The organism is Acidipropionibacterium timonense (assembly GCF_900605005.1).
GTDB classification, from domain to species: domain Bacteria; phylum Actinomycetota; class Actinomycetes; order Propionibacteriales; family Propionibacteriaceae; genus Cutibacterium; species Cutibacterium timonense.
The window spans coordinates 1,816,123-1,831,755 of record NZ_LR027558.1 but is presented as its reverse complement, the minus strand read 5'-3'; the positions used below and the strand labels follow the sequence as shown (position 1 = coordinate 1,831,755).

Below are 15,633 nucleotides of genomic sequence, written 5' to 3'. Positions count from 1 at the left end.
GGCGGCCCTCACGTCGTTCGAGATCACCGACTCACTCGGAGACGGCCTTCTTGAGGGTGCTCGAGGCCGAGATCTTCACGGCCTTGTGGGCCGGGATCTCCATCGCCTCGCCGGTGCGCGGGTTGCGACCGTTGCGGGCCGGACGCTCGACGACCTCGGCGGTGAAGAGGCCGGGGAGCTGGATCTTGTCACCCTGGGCGAGGGCCTCGGTGATGACGTCGGTGAGGCCCTTGACGGCCTCGTTGGTCTGCGCCTCGGTCAGGGAGGCCTTCTTCGCGATGGCCTTGATGAGCTCGGACTTGGTCATGGGGTCTCCTAGTGCGTCACAGGGACAGGTGTCGGGCCGACCTGGGCGGTCGTTCCACACTGAGGACAGTAGCGTCACCACGGGCCCAGTCAAGGAAATACCCGCCTCACAAGCCAACCAGGGCGTGATTTTGGTTCCCTGAGGGCCCTCTCGGGCCCCGCACGGGGTCTCGGAGGGGTGCGCCCCGCTGCGTCAGTCGAGGGAGGCGCCCAGGACGGCGTCCGCCCCGCCGCCGCGGACCATGATAGTGGGGATGGCCTGGTCGCCCCGGGAGATGCGTCGGCCCGACAACGGCAGCTCGGTGAGGGCATGGGCGTGACGCTCCCGGGCGGCGCTGATCGGCTCGGAGCCGACGATCCGGCCCTCGGTGACCAACGGCACGATGAGGTCGCGGTCGTCCCCGTCGCCGGTGGGTCGTTCCCCGACCCCGACGATCTCGGCCTGGGCGACGCCGTCGGCGCCGAGCCGGCGCAGGGCGTACTTGTGGCCGCCGACGGTCGACTTGTGCGCCGATCTCTTGGCCACCGGAAGCAGCGGGGCGTCCGGGCCGTCCTCGGTGGCCCGTGCGACGAGCTTGTAGACGAACGAGCACGTCGGTGCGCCCGAGCCGGTGACGACCGAGGTGCCGACCCCGTAGCCGTCGACCGGGGCGCCGCGCAGGGCGGCGATCTGCCACTCGTCGAGGTCGGAGGTGACGATGACCCTGGTGCTCGTGGCTCCCAGGTCGTCGAGGAGGTCGCGGACCTGGCGGGCGACGATGGCGAGGTCACCCGAGTCGATGCGCACCGCCCCGAGCCGGCCGTCGGTGAGCCGGACCGCCTCACGGACCGCCTGCTCGATGTCGAAGGTGTCGACCAGCAGCGTCGTCGCCGACCCGTAGGTCTCGAGCTGGGCGCGGAAGGCGTCGGCCTCGGTGTCGAAGAGGAGGGTGAAGGCGTGGGCGGCGGTACCCGAGGTGGGCACCCCGTAGCGGTAGCCGGCGGCGAGGTTCGAGGTCGGCCCGAACCCGGCGATCCAGGCGGCCCGCGCCGCGGAGACGGCCGCCTCCTCGTGGGTGCGCCGGGACCCCATCTCGATGATCGGCCGGCCCTCGGCCATGAGGACCATCCGGGACGCCGCCGAGGCGACCGCCGAGTCGTGGTTGTAGATGCTCAGCAGGAGGGTCTCGAGCACGCAGGCCTCGGCGAAGGTGCCCTCAACGGTGACCAGTGGCGAGCCGGGGAAGTAGAGGTCGCCCTCGGCGTACCCGCTGATGGTCCCGCTGAAGTGGTAGTCGGAGAGCCAACGGGCCATGTCCTCGCCGACGACCTTGGTGCGACGCAGGAAGTCGACCTCGTCCGGGTCGAAGTGGAACTCGGCGAGGGCCTCGAGCATCCGCCCGGTTCCGGCGACGACGCCGTAGCGGCGGCCCTCCGGCAGCCGGCGGGGGAACATCTCGAAGACGCAGCGGCGCGAGGCGGTGCCAGCGCGCATCGCCGCCTCGACCATGGTGAGCTCGTAGTGGTCGGTCAGCAGTGAGGTCGACATGGCCTCACCCTAACCCGCCGTGGACGGGCGTGCCCGGCGGCGGTCCCGGATAGCCCGGCGCGGGGCCAGCGACGGTGCCGGGGCATCTGGTGAGCGGGTGCCGTCGAGCGGTCCTGCCGACCCGACCGCCACGATTCACCGCGCAACTCGCCGGATGGCCGCCGCGCGTGCGCCGAGGGGGAGTTCCGCGGGGATCCGTGTCGGTCGCCCCGGGCGACCCTCGCGGTGCCGGGCTGTGCGTGAGCAAGAATGGGCCCCATGCCGATGGCCCTGCCGCAGGTACGCCCTGCACCCACCACCTCGTCCGAGCAGGAGTGGACGACGATCGTCTGGGACGATCCCGTCAATCTCATGAGCTACGTGACGATGGTCTTCATGACCTACTTCGGCTACGGTCGCGCCCGGGCCCAGCAGCTCATGATGCAGGTGCACACCGAGGGTCGGGCGGTCGTCTCCCGCGGGTCCCGTGATCGGATGGAGGCCGACGTCGCGGCCATGCATCGGCACGGGCTGCGCGCCACCCTCGGCCGGGGTGAGGGGTCGGACCGGTGATCGTCGAGCGACGCCGTCGGGGTCGATGGGCCCTGCGCATGGACGCCGAGGAACTCGCCCACCTCGAGGCAGCCCTCGACGGATACGCCCTCGTCATCGAGGACGTCGACACGACGACCACCGCCGCCGGCACCCCGAACCCGGGCCCGAGGACGCCGGACGACCCCTTCGCCGCCTGGGACGCCCAGCTCGAGGGCACTCTCGACTCCCCGACCCGACTTCTCGCCGACGCCTTCCCCGACGACCCGGCGGCCAACGCCGACTTCCATGCCGCCCACGACGCCGAGCTCCTCGCGGGGTTCCGAGCCGACCTGGTCGCCCTACGCGCCGACGTCGAGACCCTCCGCCACGGCGCCCTGACGATGGACGAGAGGTCGACCCTGCGCTGGGCCCGGACCTGCTCGACGATGCGGGTGGCCATCGCCGACCAACTCGGCGTCATCGACGAGATCAGCGCCAGGCAGATCGCTGAGGCCGCGCAGGAGGGCCTGGAGACCGACCTGCACCACATGCACGAGTGGCTCGGGGCGCTCACCGAGATCCTCATCGACGTCGCCTGGCCCGATCCGTCCGCGCCCTGACGCCGCCCCGCACCGGGACGAGGATCAGCGGACCTCGACGACCTCGCGCAGGTCCGGGACGCGGCGACGCAGCTGGTTCTCCAGGCGCTGGTGCATGGTGATGACGGCGGCCGGGCACCCCTTGCAGGCCCCGTGCATCCGCACGCTCACCACCCCGTCGTGGGCCTCGACGAGCTCGATCGACCCACCGTGGGCGGTCGCGATCTGTCCCACGGGGCCCTCGATGAGCTCGGTGGCGCACATCCGCAGGGCGTCATCGGGCCCGAGTTCATGCGCCCGGGCCCCCGGGACCCACTCGTCGAGCCGACCCAGGGCGGTCGTCAGGGCGGTGCGCACCACGGGCCCCTCGGAGCGCCAGTCCCGGCCCGGCGCCAGGGTGACGAGGACGGCGTCGGCCGTCGCCTCGACCCGCTCGACGACCGCGGTCCCGGGCTCGCCGCCCTGTTCGGCCACGCGCGCGTCCGTGAGGCCCAGGTCGTCGAGTCCGGGTGCCGAGGCCACCGGCCCGGCGAAGGGCAGCGTGAGGTGCGAGACGACCCAGCGCAGGGTCCGCGGCGACGCCGTCGTCTCGGGGTGGATGGCGATGGGCTGGGTCACGGCAGCCGCCTCACAGGATCCACCCGGTCACCGTGTGGCCGATGAAGGCCATGATCCACGCCAGGGCGAACATGTACCCGAAGGCGATCGACGGCCACTTCCATCCTCCGGTCTCGCGTTTCATGATGGCGACCGTCGACATGCACTGCAGGGCGTAGGCGAAGAAGAGGAGGAAGGCGACCTCGGTCGCCGGGGTGAAGACCTTCCGGCCCACCTGCGAGCCGTCGGTGTAGATCCACTTCTCGAGCTTCTGGGCCACCTGGCCGTCGTCCTCCGGATCGCTGGCCGAGGCCATCTGGCCCAGGGTCGAGACGCTCACCTCACGGGCCGCCAACGATCCGATGAGGGCGACGTCGACCCGCCAGTCGAAGCCGAGGGGGCGGAAGACCGGCTCCACCGCGTGGCCGACGGCCGCGGCGGCCGAGTGCTCCATGGTGTACGCCGTCACCGCCGTCTCATCGGTCGGGTCGACCCCGGCTGCCGTGAGCGCGGCGTCCGAGCGCATGGGGAAGGTCGTCAGCGCCCAGATGATGATCGTCGCGCCCATGATGATGGTGCCGGCCTTGCGAAGGAAGGCCTTCGTCGGCTCCCACATGGCGATGCCGACCGAGCGCAGGGTGGGGATGCGGTAGGGCGGCATCTCCATGTAGAAGGGCAGCAGGGTGCCCGACCGGTCGGTGATCTTCTTGACCACCCAGGCCGCCGTCATGGCCGAGACCGCGCCGAGCAGGTAGAGCAGGAACATCGCCAGGCCACGACCCGTGAAGGGTCCGACCGACGCCGACTGCGGCACGAGCATCCCGACGAGCAGGAGGTACACCGGCAGCCGGGCCGAGCAGGTCGCCAACGGCACCCCGAGCATGGTGGCGATGCGGTCCTTCGACGAGGGGATGGTCCGGGTGGCCATGACCCCGGGGATGGCGCAGGCGAAGCTCGAGAGCATGGCGACGAAGGCGCGTCCCTCGAGCCCGGCGCGGCTCATGACCTTGTCCATGAGGAAGGCGGCCCGGGACATGTAGCCGACGGCGTCGAGCAGCGCCAGCAGCAGGTACATGAGGAGGATCTGGGGCACGAAGGTGAGCACTGATCCGACACCGCCGAGGATCCCGTCGCCCAGCAGACCCGCCAGGAGCCGGTTCGGGACGTGCTCGTCGACGAGCCCGGCGAGCCAGGTGAAGAGGTTCTCGACGGCGTCCTGGGCCGGTGCCGCCCAGGTGAAGAGGGCCTGGAAGAAGAGGAACATGACGACGAAGAAGACGATCGTTCCCCACACCGGATGGAGCAGGAGCCGGTCGATCCGCTCGGTGCGGGTGTCCGGGGTCGGTGGCTGGTGGCCGGCGCTGGACAGCACGGAGTCGACCCAGCCCGCGAGTTCCTCCGGGTGGCTCGGCGGGTCGAGTGGTGGGGTCGACCAGCTGCGCCAGTCGGCGATGAGGTGGCGCAGCTCCCCGATGCCGATGCCACGGTTGGCGACGACCGAGGTCACGGGCACGCCGAGGGCCTGGCTCAGGGCCTCGACGTCGATCGATCCGCCGCGGCGTCGCAGCTCGTCGGTCATGGTGAGGACGACGGCGGTCGGGCGATGCCGGGGCAGCACCTCGGCCAGCAGGAGGAGGGAGCGACGCAGGGCGGTGGCATCGGCGACGACGAGGAGGGCGTCCGGCGCCCAGACCCCGGCCATCTTCCCGTCGAGGACGTCGATGACGACCTGTTCGTCGGGGGAGATGGGGGCCAGGGAGTAGGTGCCGGGGAGGTCCTCGATGGCGTAGTCGTGGCCGGCGATGCGAGCCAGGCCCTGGGTGCGGGAGACGGTGACGCCGGGGTAGTTGCCGGTCTTGGCGTGCAGCCCGGTGAGGCGGTTGAACAAGGACGTCTTGCCGCCATTGGGGGAACCCACCAGGGCGATCCGGGTGGCGCCCTCGGGGGCGTCGACTGCGGGGTCCGGGTGGCAGGAGAGGTCGGTCGTGGCCATGGTCACCGGTTTCAGGTCGGGCGACGGGATCGCGGGTGGATGAGGGCGTGACGGGACCACTCGTCCGGCCCGCGTTGCCACGGGGCTGTCGAGGGGCGTCGCAGTGATGTCGGGATCGGCGCGCAGCCAGCGGATCAGCGGCGCGGCAGCGGGCAGCTCTCGCCGGGATCGTCGACGGTGACCATGATCATCTCCGCCTGGGCTCGCCGCAGGCACATGTGGACGTCGCAGACCCGGAAGACCATGGGGCCACCGAGCGGGGCCTGGCGGATCTTGGAGATCTCGCGTCCGGCCGAGAAGCCGAGCAGCTGGAGACGGTGGCAGATCGACGGGTCGCAGGCGGCGTCCAGGCTCGTGATGGTGCCCGTCTGCCCGGCGCGCAGTTGACTGAGCGGCACCGGGTGCAGCGTGCGCTCGGGGATCGGCATGGCCTCGACAGCGTCAACGCTCACCGTCGGCCTCCTCGTCATGGTCGTCCGGGACCGTCCCGGAACGACTCACACGATAACTTAGGCATGCCTAACTTTCCACCACCGGGGTCAATTTTGTGACAAATCCCTCACGGAAAGGGTGTCGATGGTCGTCGATGCCGCCCCACGCGCTCACGATGGGGCCCGTGACGCCGGCGGTAGGGTGGACTGCCGTGACGAGCAGTGCGGGCGGGGGACGGATCGCCGGGTCCGTGGATCTGGCGGAGGACGAGTCCGTCGACGCGCCCATCGGCATCTTCGATTCGGGATTCGGCGGGTTGACAGTGGCCAGGGCCGCGGTCGACCTCATGCCCAACGAGGACATCGTCTACCTCGGCGACACCGACCGGGCGCCCTACGGCGAGAAGACCATCGCCCAAGTGCGCGAGTATGCCCTCCAGTGCCTCGACCGACTCGTCGCCCACGGCGTCAAGGCCCTCCTCATCGCGTGCAACACCGCTTCCTCGGCGGTCCTACGGGATGCCCGGGAGAGGTACGAGGTGCCGGTCATCGACGTCATCACACCGGCCGCCAGGCGCGCACCGCTGGCCACCCGCAACGGTCGGATCGGGGTCATCTGCACCGAGGCGACGGCGCGCTCCCGGTCCTACGACGACGCCCTCGCCGCGGTGCCGGGGATCACCCTCACCACCCAGGCGTGCCCGCGCTTCGTCGACTTCGTCGAGAACGGGGTGACCTCGGGGCCCGAGCTGGAGCAGGTGGCGCGAGAGTACTTGGCGCCGATCCAGGAGGCCGGCTGCGACACGCTCATCCTCGGCTGCACCCACTACCCGCTGCTGGCCGGGCTGGTGAGCTACGTGCTGGGCGACGGGGTGACCCTCATCTCGAGCTCCGAGGAATGTGCCCGGGCGTCCTACTCGACCCTGCGGCGCGAGGGGATCCTCCACACCGAGGCCCGCGAGCCCAGCCGATACTTCCTCACCACCGGCAACGCCGAGCGCTTCGAGAGGCTCGGCCGTCGGCTCATGGAGGGGTTCGTCCACGACGTCCACAGCGTCGGGGTGGCCGAGTCGCCGTTGGGGGACCACGCGGTCGTGCGGGGCTGAGGCTTCGGGGGCTTCGGGGGCGAGGGTCCGGGGCTCGCGGGCAGGGGCTGCGGGCGGTCGCCGGCGACGGTGCGGCAGTCCCGGGGCACACGCTCCAGCGCATCCCTGCGCGGCGTCCTTGTGCTTCCTCCCGGCTCCTCCTCGACCGGACGCAATGTGGCAGCGCAGACCTGTCAGTGCCCGCAAGTAGGGTGTGAGCGTGAATGAGAGCCACATTGCAGTCACTGCCGGAGCCCGGGTCGACGGGCGCGCCCTGGACCAGATGCGCGAGGTGAGGATCCAGCGCGGCTGGTTGCAGCAGGCCGAGGGATCGGTGCTCGTCACCTTCGGGCGCACCACCGTCCTGTGCAACGCCTCGGTCACCGAAGGGGTCCCGCGCTGGCGCAAGGGGTCGGGCCTGGGCTGGGTCACCGCCGAGTACGAGATGCTGCCGCGTGCCACCAACGAGCGCTCCCAGCGGGAGTCGCGCAAGGGCAAGGTCGGTGGACGGACCCACGAGATCTCCCGCCTCATCGGCCGCTGCCTGCGGGCCGTCGTCAACGAGAAGGCCCTCGGCGAGAACACCATCGTCCTCGACTGCGACGTCCTCCAGGCCGACGGGGGCACCCGCACCGCCTCGATCACCGGCGCCTACGTCGCCCTCGTCGACGCCGTCGAGTGGTTGCGCCGGCGCGGGTCACTGGCCGGCGACCCCATCACCGGGTCGGTCCAGGCCATCAGCGTCGGCGTCGTCGGCGGCACCCCCATGCTCGACCTCGCCTACGAGGAGGACTCGCGCGCCGACACCGACATGAACGTCGTCATGAGCGGGTCGGGGGAGTTCATCGAGGTCCAGGGCACCGCCGAGGGGGCGCCGTTCAACCGTGACCTTCTCGACACCCTCCTCGACCTCGGCGCCCAGGGTTGCGCCCAGCTCAGGACCATCCAGGAGCAGGCGCTGGGGGAGTCGCTGTGAGCCGCGTCATCCTGGCCTCCCACAACCACAAGAAGCTCGAGGAGCTGCGGCGCACCTTCGCCGCCGCCGACTCGAGCGTCGAGGTCGTCGGGCTGCACGAGGTCGCTCGGTACCCCGAACCGGCCGAGACCGGCCGTACCTTCGTCGAGAACGCGCTCATCAAGGCCCGGGCCGCGGCCGAGCGCACCGGGCTGCCCGCTCTGGCCGACGACTCGGGCATCGAGGTCGACGCCCTCAACCGGATGCCGGGCATCCGTTCGGCGCGTTGGTCCGGGCCGCGGGCCGACGACGCCACCAACCTCCAGCTCCTGCTCGACCAGACCTTCGACCTGCCCGCCGACCGCCGCTCGGCCCGGTTCGTCTGCGCCATGGCCTTCGTCGACCCCGACGGCACCGAGGTGACCAAGGTCGCCACCATGGAGGGGCGCATCATCGACGAGGCCCGCGGGACCAACGGCTTCGGCTACGACCCCATGTTCGTCCCGGACGCCCAACTCGGCGAGCTCACCAGCGCGCAGATGACGGCCGACGAGAAGGACGCCATCAGCCATCGGGGTCAGGCCGTTCGCGCGATCGTGCCCGTCGTCGTCCGGCATCTGGTGGGATGAGGCCATGAAGCAGTACCACGACCTGCTGCGTCGGATCCTCGAGGAGGGGAACTCGCGCGGGGACCGCACCGGCACCGGAACCCTCAGCGTCTTCGGCCACCAGATGCGCTTCGACCTGCGCGAGGGGTTCCCCCTCATGACGACGAAGAAGATCTACACCCGCGGGGTCCTCGGCGAGCTGCTGTGGTTCCTGCGCGGTGACACGAACATCGGCTGGCTGCACGACCACGACATCCACATCTGGGACGAGTGGGCCGACGAGAACGGCGACCTCGGGCCGGTGTACGGCCATCAGTGGAGGTCGTGGCCAGCACCGGACGGCGGGACGATCGACCAGATCGCCAGGGTCATCGACCAGATCCGGACGAACCCGTGGTCGCGCCGGCACATCGTCTCGGCCTGGAACGTCGCCGAGGTCGACGCCATGGCGCTTCCGCCGTGCCACACCCTCTTCCAGTTCTACGTGACGCCGGGCCCCGACGGCGCGCCGACCTGGCTGAGCTGCCAGCTGTACCAGCGCAGCGCCGACACCTTCCTCGGGGTGCCGTTCAACATCGCCTCGTACGCCCTGCTCACCCATCTCGTCGCCCAAGTCACCGGGCTGCGTCCGCTGGAGTTCGTCCACACCATCGGTGACGCCCACATCTACGTCAACCACCTCGACCAGGTGCACGAGCAGCTCTCGCGCGCCCCGCGCGCCCTGCCCAGACTCGTCCTCAATCCGGAGGTCCGGCAGATCGACGCCTTCGAGCTGGACGACATCACGGTCACCGGGTACGACCCGTACCCGGCCATCAAGGCCCCCATCGCGGTCTGAGGATCGCCGTCGCAGGAGTTGAGGATGAAGGTCGTCGCCATCGCCGCCGTCGCCAGCAACGGCGTCATCGGATCGGGGTCCGGGATGCTGTGGCACCTGCCCGAGGACTGGCGTCGGTTCAAGCAGGTGACGATGGGCCACACCCTCGTCCTGGGCCGGCGGACCTTCGAGGAGATCGGCGCCCTGCCCGGCCGGCCGGCCATCGTCTGCACCCGCGACGCCGACTGGCATCGCGACGGGGTGCGGGTCGCCCACGATGTCGCCGGTGCCCTCGAGATGGCCCGGGAGGCCGGCGAGGAGATCTGCTTCGTCGCGGGTGGGGCGCAGATCTACGCCGCCGCGCTCGACCTGTGTGACGAGCTCGACATCACCGAGGTGCACCAGAGCCCCGACGGCTCGGCCCGGTTCCCGGCGATCGACCCGGAGCGCTGGCGCGAGACCACCCGGGAGCCGCGCGCCGGGTTCGACTTCGTCCGGTACGAGCGGATCGACCGTTGAGGTGAGGCGGACGGCGTCGATCCTCCACCTCGACATGGACGCCTTCTTCGCCTCGGTGGAGCAGCGCGACAAGCCGTCCCTGGCGGGCCGACCGGTCATCGTCGGCGGGACGGGCGGGCGTGGGGTCGTCGCGACGGCGTCCTACGAGGCGCGGGTCTTCGGGGTGCACTCGGCGATGTCGAGCGCCCAGGCCCGTCACCTTGCTCCCCACGCCGCCTTCCTGGCCGGTCGGTTCGGCGCCTACCGGGAATCAAGTCGGGTCGTCATGGCGACCCTGCGCGAGCTGTCCCCGCTCGTCGAGCCGTTGAGCCTGGACGAGGCCTTCGTCGACCTCGAACAGGCCGACGTCGACGTCGCCGATGTCGAGGCGGTCCACGCCCTGGCGACCGAGCTGCGGAGCCGGGTGCGCGACCGCACCGAGGGGCTGGGGTGCTCGGTCGGGGTGGGGTCGAGCAAGTTCATGGCCAAGGTGGCCTCCGAGTTGGCCAAGCCCCGACGCGGCATCGACGACCAGGTCGAGGTCGTCGTGCCCGGTGCCGAGCTGGAGACCATCGCGCCCCTGCCGGCCCGGGCGATCCCCGGGGTGGGTCCGGTGGCCGCCGCCCGGTTGGACAAGCTCGGGTTGCGGACGGTCGGCGATGTCCGGGCCGCGTCGATGGGCGAGCTCGTCCGCGAGTTGGGTCAGTCCTGGGGAACCGGCCTGGCGGCACTGTCGCGGGCCGAGGACGACCGGCCGGTGGTCTCCTCGAGGGTCGCCAAGTCGATCTCGGTGGAGGACACCTTCGAGCACGACCTGCGCGACCGCCCCGAGTGCCGGGCGATCGTCGAGCGGGACGCAGGGCTGGTGTGCTCGCGGCTGCGGCGGTCGGGCCAGTTCGCCCGGACGATCACCCTCAAGGCCAAGATGGCCGACTTCACGGTGTGGACCAGGTCGGTGACGTTGGAGGGAGCGACCGACTCCGTCGAGCGGGTCACCCGGGCCGCGGTGCGACTGCTCGACGGCCTTGACCTGCGCGAGGGGGTGCGTCTGCTCGGGGTTGGTGTGTCGAACTTCACGACCTCGGCCCAGGAGGAACTCTTCGTCGTGGGCGATGACGGCGAGGTGCACGATGAGCCGGTCGTCACCCAGGAGCTCGGGGAGGTGGCGTCCGGGCCGTTCGGACGGCGTCGCTCCTTCGACGGGAGGCGGTGGTACCCCGGGGGTGACGTCGTCCACGAGGACCTCGGTCGTGGCTGGGTGTGGGGCTCGGGCCACGGGGTCGTCACCTGTCGGTTCGAGTTCCGCGGGAGCCCGGTGGGCCGGGTCCGCAGTTTCGACGCCGACGACGCCGCCCTGCGGCCCGCGGAGCCGCTGCCGTTGGCGTGGGTGCCGCCGGAGCCGGTGGACGTCGAGGAGTGAGGATCAAGCGCCTTGTGGCAGGACCTGTCTGCCGAGCCCGTCGGTGACGGTGCGAGATCCGATGGCCGCCGACAGCGTCACCTCGGTGTGGGCGATGCGGCAGATGGCATTACGGGCCCGGCTGCTGGGGCGATAGGTGATGGAGATGACGACCTTGTCCTGGGTCTCCTGGACCGTCGTCCTGAGGTCCTTGGCCTCGTCCGAGCCGAGGCAGAAGGTGATCTTGTATCGGTGGGTCGCCTGGTCGAGGAGCTGGTACGTGTCGACCGGCGCGGTCTCGCGGGGGATGCGGACGACGTTGGGGACGATGAGCGCGGCCGCGACGACCACGAGCACGGCGATGATGATTCCGGTGATGCGGGCCGACTTCTTCGTCATGAGTTCAGTGTGACTCGGCTGTGAGCGGCACCCACGGCCTGCTCCCGAATCGATACGCGATTGTTGTCCGTCGGGACGCCTCGTGGAGGGGGTGAGCTTGCGGGCTGCCGTCCTCCCTGCCGTTCGCCAGAGGGCTGAGCTTCCCGATGACTGCAATGTGGCACTTCTCGGAGTCCACGAGCCCCGGACGCCTCTTCGCCGGCAGTTCGTGCCACATTGCGTCACGAGGCACCGATGCCCGGACATGACCATCGACACAACCCACGGTGGCTCTTCAGCGAAACGGCATACTCCCTAGTTAGGAAGCCGGGTGAGGGTGCCGTCTGAGGCTTCAACACAGCAGGTGGGAAGGGTTCACCACACCCAAACCATGGTTCGTCCCTGACCGGCCCGATCCATCCGAGGAGTCAGCGAGTCACGCACCAGACGCGCACGATGATGGCCACACCCGCAGCCAACAGGGCTCCGTAGAAGGGTGCAATGGACCATGACGTCCATACGTAGACGCCCGCAGGGAGCGCTGGAGGCTCCATCGAGAAAGGAGGGCGCACAGGCTGCCCTGCCGCGACGTCGGCGTGCAACAGCCGATAGCGCTTCTCCTGGCGAAGGTAGTTGAGGTCCATGTAGCCGAAGAGGAGCACCGCGCCAAGGCCGAGGAGAGCCACGGACTCAGCGTGCTTGGTCAGGGCGTAGCCGTAAGCGGCGGACACGACTGGGAGAAGCCAAGCCTTGGCCTGTGAAGAGGCGGCTGACATGCGCGCGATGACAGCCTGGATCAGTTCGAGGTGCTTGCGTACGTCGTCTGGGCTCGGGGGCGGAGGTTGGGTGGCCGGGGTCGGATCGCTCACCTTGCACACCCCTCGCGAATCGCAGTTCGAATACGCTGCTGCATCTCGTCCTTGGCTGTCTCGGTGTAGTTCGTCTCCTCGGGCCAGATCGGTCCCATGGCGTCGTCGCTCCACCGTGGGACGAGATGCAGGTGAAGATGGAAGACGGTCTGAGTCGCGGCTTCACCGTTGGACTGAATGACGTTCAGTCCCTCGGAGTGCACCGCCGCGCGGATCGCCAGAGCGAGCCGAACGGTTGCGGTGGCGAGATGAGCCGCCGTCTCCTCTGAGACAGACCAGATGTCCGACACATGCTCCCTTGGGACGATCAAGGTGTGGCCGAGGACGGCGGGCTCGGTCGGAAAGAATGCGATGACGTGCTCGTCCCGGTAGACCTCACGGGCGTCCGGGGCCTCCCGTTGGACGATCTCGCAGAAGGGGCAGTCAACTGGGGTCAGGACCATCGGACGACGCCCTTCTCAGCCCAAGTAGGTAGTTGTCGGCGCAGTTCATTGAAGGTGGCCCTCGTGTCGATACGCGACGTGTACCAGTCCTTCTGCGTGGGGTCGAAGACGGGCACTCCATTGATGCCAAGCGCCGTGAATGGATCCTTGCCGGGCGAGTCCGCACCGTCGCTCATGGAGGCCAACCCATGGATGCGCACTCCCAGCAGAGGCTTCTTCATCGACCACGCGCGTTCGATCTCATACTGAACGTAGTGACGCTCGGCGGTCTTGCGCCCGATGAGGACGATGACCGCCTTCTTGTAGTTCATCTCCTTGTCGATCCAGTTCTTGACGGCAGTTTCAGTCTTGTGCCGAACCTCCTCCCAGTTCTGCCCTGTGATCTCCGGTGCGCCTGTGAGTGCGTCGATCTGACGAACCAACTGGACGCGGTGCACGTCGTTGTCGTAGTGGAATGAGTAGAAGACTGACTTGGCCACGATGGGCTCCCTTCTCGCGGCCCCGGTCTGCCAGGGCCCGCCAACATGACTAGCAGGTGGGTACGACACTCCTAGAGCTCCGCCGATGGGGATGGGGTGCAGCGGACGCTTCCCCTCGCTGCTGCACCCCACCTCACCTATCTGACGCCCATCTGGATGGGTGTGCCTTCGCCAATGTGCGTCGCGTACTTGGTCAACTCAGGATCAGAGATCGACCCGCCAATCCGAGACCACTCGCGCCGGAGGACCGGCTTGATCTCCGAGACAGGGCGACCCTTGTACCGACGCCCGAGCGAGTCGAACATCTACTGGTAGTCGTTCGCAATGTCCTTCATCGCGGGCTAGACCAACTTCTCCAGTTTCTTCTCCCACCCACGGGTCATCTTGAAAGTGACCTTGCTCATCGTCACACCTGCTGACTGATGGTCGTGTCGGGGTGACGCTGGGCGGTGGACGCGGTGACGAACCGCCCCGTGATGGTGGAGCGGTTGACCGTCGTCTTGTTCGACGTGCCCCGACCCACGGTCTCGGTGGAGGTCGTCCTTGGGCTCCGGCGTGCCGTCGCCGCCTTCACGAAGCGGCCCGTACGGGCACTCCGACTCACAGTGCGTGCCATGGTTGCTCGCTCCTTCCTGGGCTTGGCCCAGTTGTGAGCACTGCCTGAGGGAGGACTAGAGTGGCTCTTCAGGATCCAGGGTGTAGTTGTGACTTGACTGTGTGAGAGTCTGCTGTAGTTGGCCTGTGGGGCCGGGGTGCGTGGGGGGAGGACCCTGCGCGAGGATCGGAGTGTCTTAAGTCCCGTCCTCGTGAATCGCAAGGCCCTCCATGAACCACGCTACCTTCAGCACCCCCGACCTGACCACATTCGCCCGTCTCGACGAACTCGGTCTGGAGGTCACCGGCCAGCTGATCAGTGACGAGGAGACGGTCCTGGCCTGCCGGGTCGTCGCCCCCGACGACTGGTGCCACTGGTGCGGATGCCAGGGGGTCCCTCGTGACACGGTGATCCGCCGGCTGGCCCATACCCCGATGGGCCACCGGCCCACGATCCTCCGGATCCGGGTACGCCGGTACCGGTGCACCGGCTGCGGACACGTGTGGCGCCAGAACACCGACCAGGCCGCCCAGGCCAGGGCGAAACTGTCGCGGGGAGGGCTGGCCTGGGCACTGGAGGGCCTGGTGCTCGATCACCTGCCGGTCTCCCGTATCGCCGCTGGTCTGGGGGTGGACTGGACCACCGCCAACGATGCGGTGCTGGCCGAGGGCACCCGCCGGCTCATCGACGACCCGCACCGCTTCGAGGGCGTGGAGGTCATCGGGGTCGACGAGCACGTGTGGCGCCACACCAGCCGTGGTGACAAGTACGTCACCGTGATCATCGACCTGACACCGCTTCGCGACGGCACCGGGGCCTCCCGGCTGCTCGACATGGTGGCGGGACGTTCCAAGAAGGTGTTCAAGACCTGGCTGGCCGGCCGCGACCAGGCCTGGCGCGACCGCATCCAGATCGTGGCGATGGACGGGTTCACCGGCTTCAAGACCGCAGCCGCCGAAGAACTCCCGGCCGCGGTCGAGGTCATGGACCCCTTTCACGTCGTGCAGCTCGCCGGCGACCAGCTCGATGTCACCCGCCAACGCATCCAGCAGGACACCACGGGCCACCGGGGCCGGGCGGGCGACCCCCTGTTCGGGGTCAGGCTGACCCTGCACACGGGCCGGGACCTGCTCACCGACCGGCAGGCCGCCCGCCTGGAACAGGTGTTCGCCGCCGACGCCCACGCCCCGGTCCAGGTCACCTGGGCCGTCTACCAGGAGATCGTGGCCGCCTACCGCGCCGAGAACCGTGCCGAGGGCAGACGCATCATGGCCCACCTCATCGACGCGATCGCCACCAAAGTCCCGAAGGCCCTGCCCGAAGTCACCACTCTGGGCCACACCCTGAAGAAGAGAGCCGACGACATCCTGGCCTACTTCGACCACCCCGGGACCTCGAACGGGCCCAGTGAAGCCATCAACGGCAGACTCGAACACCTCCGCGGCATCGCCCTGGGATTCCGCAACCTCACCCACTACATCACCAGATCACTCCTGGAGACCGGAGGATTCAGACCCCGACTACACCCTGGATCCTGAAG

General features: G+C 69.4%; 19 protein-coding genes. 9 read left to right on the top strand and 10 right to left on the bottom strand.

From position 1 onward, the window contains the following. Positions 1 to 31: 31 nt before the first annotated feature. Both E0E30_RS08705 and E0E30_RS08700 read right to left on the bottom strand, forming a co-directional pair. Entirely contained in the window at positions 32 to 307 is a 276-nt protein-coding gene (locus E0E30_RS08705) for an HU family DNA-binding protein (protein WP_130865927.1), read from the bottom strand. A gap of 192 nt (positions 308 to 499) precedes the next feature. Beyond that, positions 500 to 1,834 carry a nicotinate phosphoribosyltransferase gene (locus tag E0E30_RS08700; protein ID WP_130865926.1) on the bottom strand — a complete coding sequence of 445 codons (1,335 nt, stop codon included), beginning with the start codon at positions 1,832 to 1,834 and terminating at the stop codon, positions 500 to 502. Between the two features lie 258 nt (positions 1,835 to 2,092). Here E0E30_RS08700 and clpS point away from each other — a divergent pair, with 258 nt between their 5' ends. Both clpS and E0E30_RS08690 read left to right on the top strand, forming a co-directional pair. After that, complete coding sequence (gene clpS / locus E0E30_RS08695; protein WP_210115808.1) at positions 2,093 to 2,386, top strand: ATP-dependent Clp protease adapter ClpS; 294 nt, start codon at positions 2,093 to 2,095, stop codon at positions 2,384 to 2,386. Further along, the gene (locus E0E30_RS08690) at positions 2,383 to 2,967 is read left to right on the top strand and encodes a DUF2017 family protein (RefSeq protein ID WP_130865925.1); all 585 of its coding nucleotides are present in this window, start codon (positions 2,383 to 2,385) and stop codon (positions 2,965 to 2,967) included. Before clpS ends, E0E30_RS08690 begins: the two co-directional genes overlap by 4 nt. A gap of 24 nt (positions 2,968 to 2,991) precedes the next feature. Here E0E30_RS08690 and E0E30_RS08685 read toward each other — a convergent pair whose 3' ends face one another. The 3 genes from E0E30_RS08685 to E0E30_RS08675 form a co-directional block, all read right to left on the bottom strand. Further along, positions 2,992 to 3,564, bottom strand: a complete 573-nt coding sequence (locus E0E30_RS08685; protein WP_245306554.1) for a NifU family protein — start codon at positions 3,562 to 3,564, stop codon at positions 2,992 to 2,994. 10 nt (positions 3,565 to 3,574) lie between these two features. After that, on the bottom strand, positions 3,575 to 5,461 hold the full coding sequence (gene feoB / locus E0E30_RS08680; protein ID WP_210115880.1) for a ferrous iron transporter B: 1,887 nt from the start codon (positions 5,459 to 5,461) through the stop codon (positions 3,575 to 3,577). 209 nt (positions 5,462 to 5,670) lie between these two features. Next, positions 5,671 to 5,964 carry a FeoA domain-containing protein gene (locus E0E30_RS08675; protein ID WP_130866822.1) on the bottom strand — a complete coding sequence of 98 codons (294 nt, stop codon included), beginning with the start codon at positions 5,962 to 5,964 and terminating at the stop codon, positions 5,671 to 5,673. 254 nt (positions 5,965 to 6,218) lie between these two features. Between E0E30_RS08675 and murI the strand changes: the two genes are divergently transcribed. The 6 genes from murI (at position 6,219) to E0E30_RS08645 (ending at position 11,350) form a co-directional block, all read left to right on the top strand. Then, on the top strand, positions 6,219 to 7,073 hold the full coding sequence (gene murI, locus E0E30_RS08670) for a glutamate racemase (protein WP_245306669.1): 855 nt from the start codon (positions 6,219 to 6,221) through the stop codon (positions 7,071 to 7,073). 262 nt (positions 7,074 to 7,335) lie between these two features. Then, positions 7,336 to 8,028 carry a ribonuclease PH gene (gene rph, locus E0E30_RS08665; protein ID WP_130866820.1) on the top strand — a complete coding sequence of 231 codons (693 nt, stop codon included), beginning with the start codon at positions 7,336 to 7,338 and terminating at the stop codon, positions 8,026 to 8,028. Continuing rightward, positions 8,025 to 8,636 (top strand): RdgB/HAM1 family non-canonical purine NTP pyrophosphatase, encoded by a 612-nt coding sequence (gene rdgB / locus E0E30_RS08660; RefSeq protein ID WP_130865923.1) that lies wholly within the window; start codon positions 8,025 to 8,027, stop codon positions 8,634 to 8,636. The genes rph and rdgB overlap by 4 nt, the downstream gene beginning before the upstream one ends. Positions 8,637 to 8,640: 4 nt before the next feature. After that, positions 8,641 to 9,453, top strand: coding sequence for a thymidylate synthase (locus E0E30_RS08655; protein WP_130865922.1), 813 nt, complete (start codon positions 8,641 to 8,643; stop codon positions 9,451 to 9,453). 24 nt (positions 9,454 to 9,477) lie between these two features. Then, positions 9,478 to 9,951, top strand: a complete 474-nt coding sequence (locus E0E30_RS08650) for a dihydrofolate reductase (protein WP_130865921.1) — start codon at positions 9,478 to 9,480, stop codon at positions 9,949 to 9,951. Between the two features lies 1 nt (position 9,952). Further along, a complete protein-coding gene (locus E0E30_RS08645) occupies positions 9,953 to 11,350 on the top strand; it encodes a DNA polymerase IV (protein WP_130865920.1) in 1,398 nt (465 codons plus the stop codon). A gap of 3 nt (positions 11,351 to 11,353) precedes the next feature. Here the strand turns inward: E0E30_RS08645 and E0E30_RS08640 are convergent, their stop codons facing one another. The 5 genes from E0E30_RS08640 to E0E30_RS08615 all read right to left on the bottom strand — a co-directional run bounded on the left by E0E30_RS08640 (position 11,354) and on the right by E0E30_RS08615 (position 14,114). Beyond that, entirely contained in the window at positions 11,354 to 11,728 is a 375-nt protein-coding gene (locus E0E30_RS08640) for a hypothetical protein (protein ID WP_130865919.1), read from the bottom strand. Between the two features lie 407 nt (positions 11,729 to 12,135). Beyond that, on the bottom strand, positions 12,136 to 12,576 hold the full coding sequence (locus E0E30_RS08635) for a hypothetical protein (RefSeq protein WP_130865918.1): 441 nt from the start codon (positions 12,574 to 12,576) through the stop codon (positions 12,136 to 12,138). Further along, positions 12,573 to 13,019 (bottom strand): HIT family protein, encoded by a 447-nt coding sequence (locus E0E30_RS08630; RefSeq protein ID WP_210115807.1) that lies wholly within the window; start codon positions 13,017 to 13,019, stop codon positions 12,573 to 12,575. The genes E0E30_RS08635 and E0E30_RS08630 overlap by 4 nt, the downstream gene beginning before the upstream one ends. Continuing rightward, the gene (locus tag E0E30_RS08625; protein WP_210115806.1) at positions 13,010 to 13,498 is read right to left on the bottom strand and encodes a TIR domain-containing protein; all 489 of its coding nucleotides are present in this window, start codon (positions 13,496 to 13,498) and stop codon (positions 13,010 to 13,012) included. Before E0E30_RS08625 ends, E0E30_RS08630 begins: the two co-directional genes overlap by 10 nt. A gap of 406 nt (positions 13,499 to 13,904) precedes the next feature. Beyond that, positions 13,905 to 14,114: a hypothetical protein gene (locus E0E30_RS08615; protein ID WP_130865917.1), complete on the bottom strand. Its 210-nt coding sequence runs from the start codon at positions 14,112 to 14,114 to the stop codon at positions 13,905 to 13,907. 209 nt (positions 14,115 to 14,323) lie between these two features. Between E0E30_RS08615 and E0E30_RS08610 the strand changes: the two genes are divergently transcribed. Beyond that, positions 14,324 to 15,631, top strand: a complete 1,308-nt coding sequence (locus E0E30_RS08610) for an ISL3 family transposase (protein ID WP_130865916.1) — start codon at positions 14,324 to 14,326, stop codon at positions 15,629 to 15,631. Positions 15,632 to 15,633: the final 2 nt, after the last annotated feature.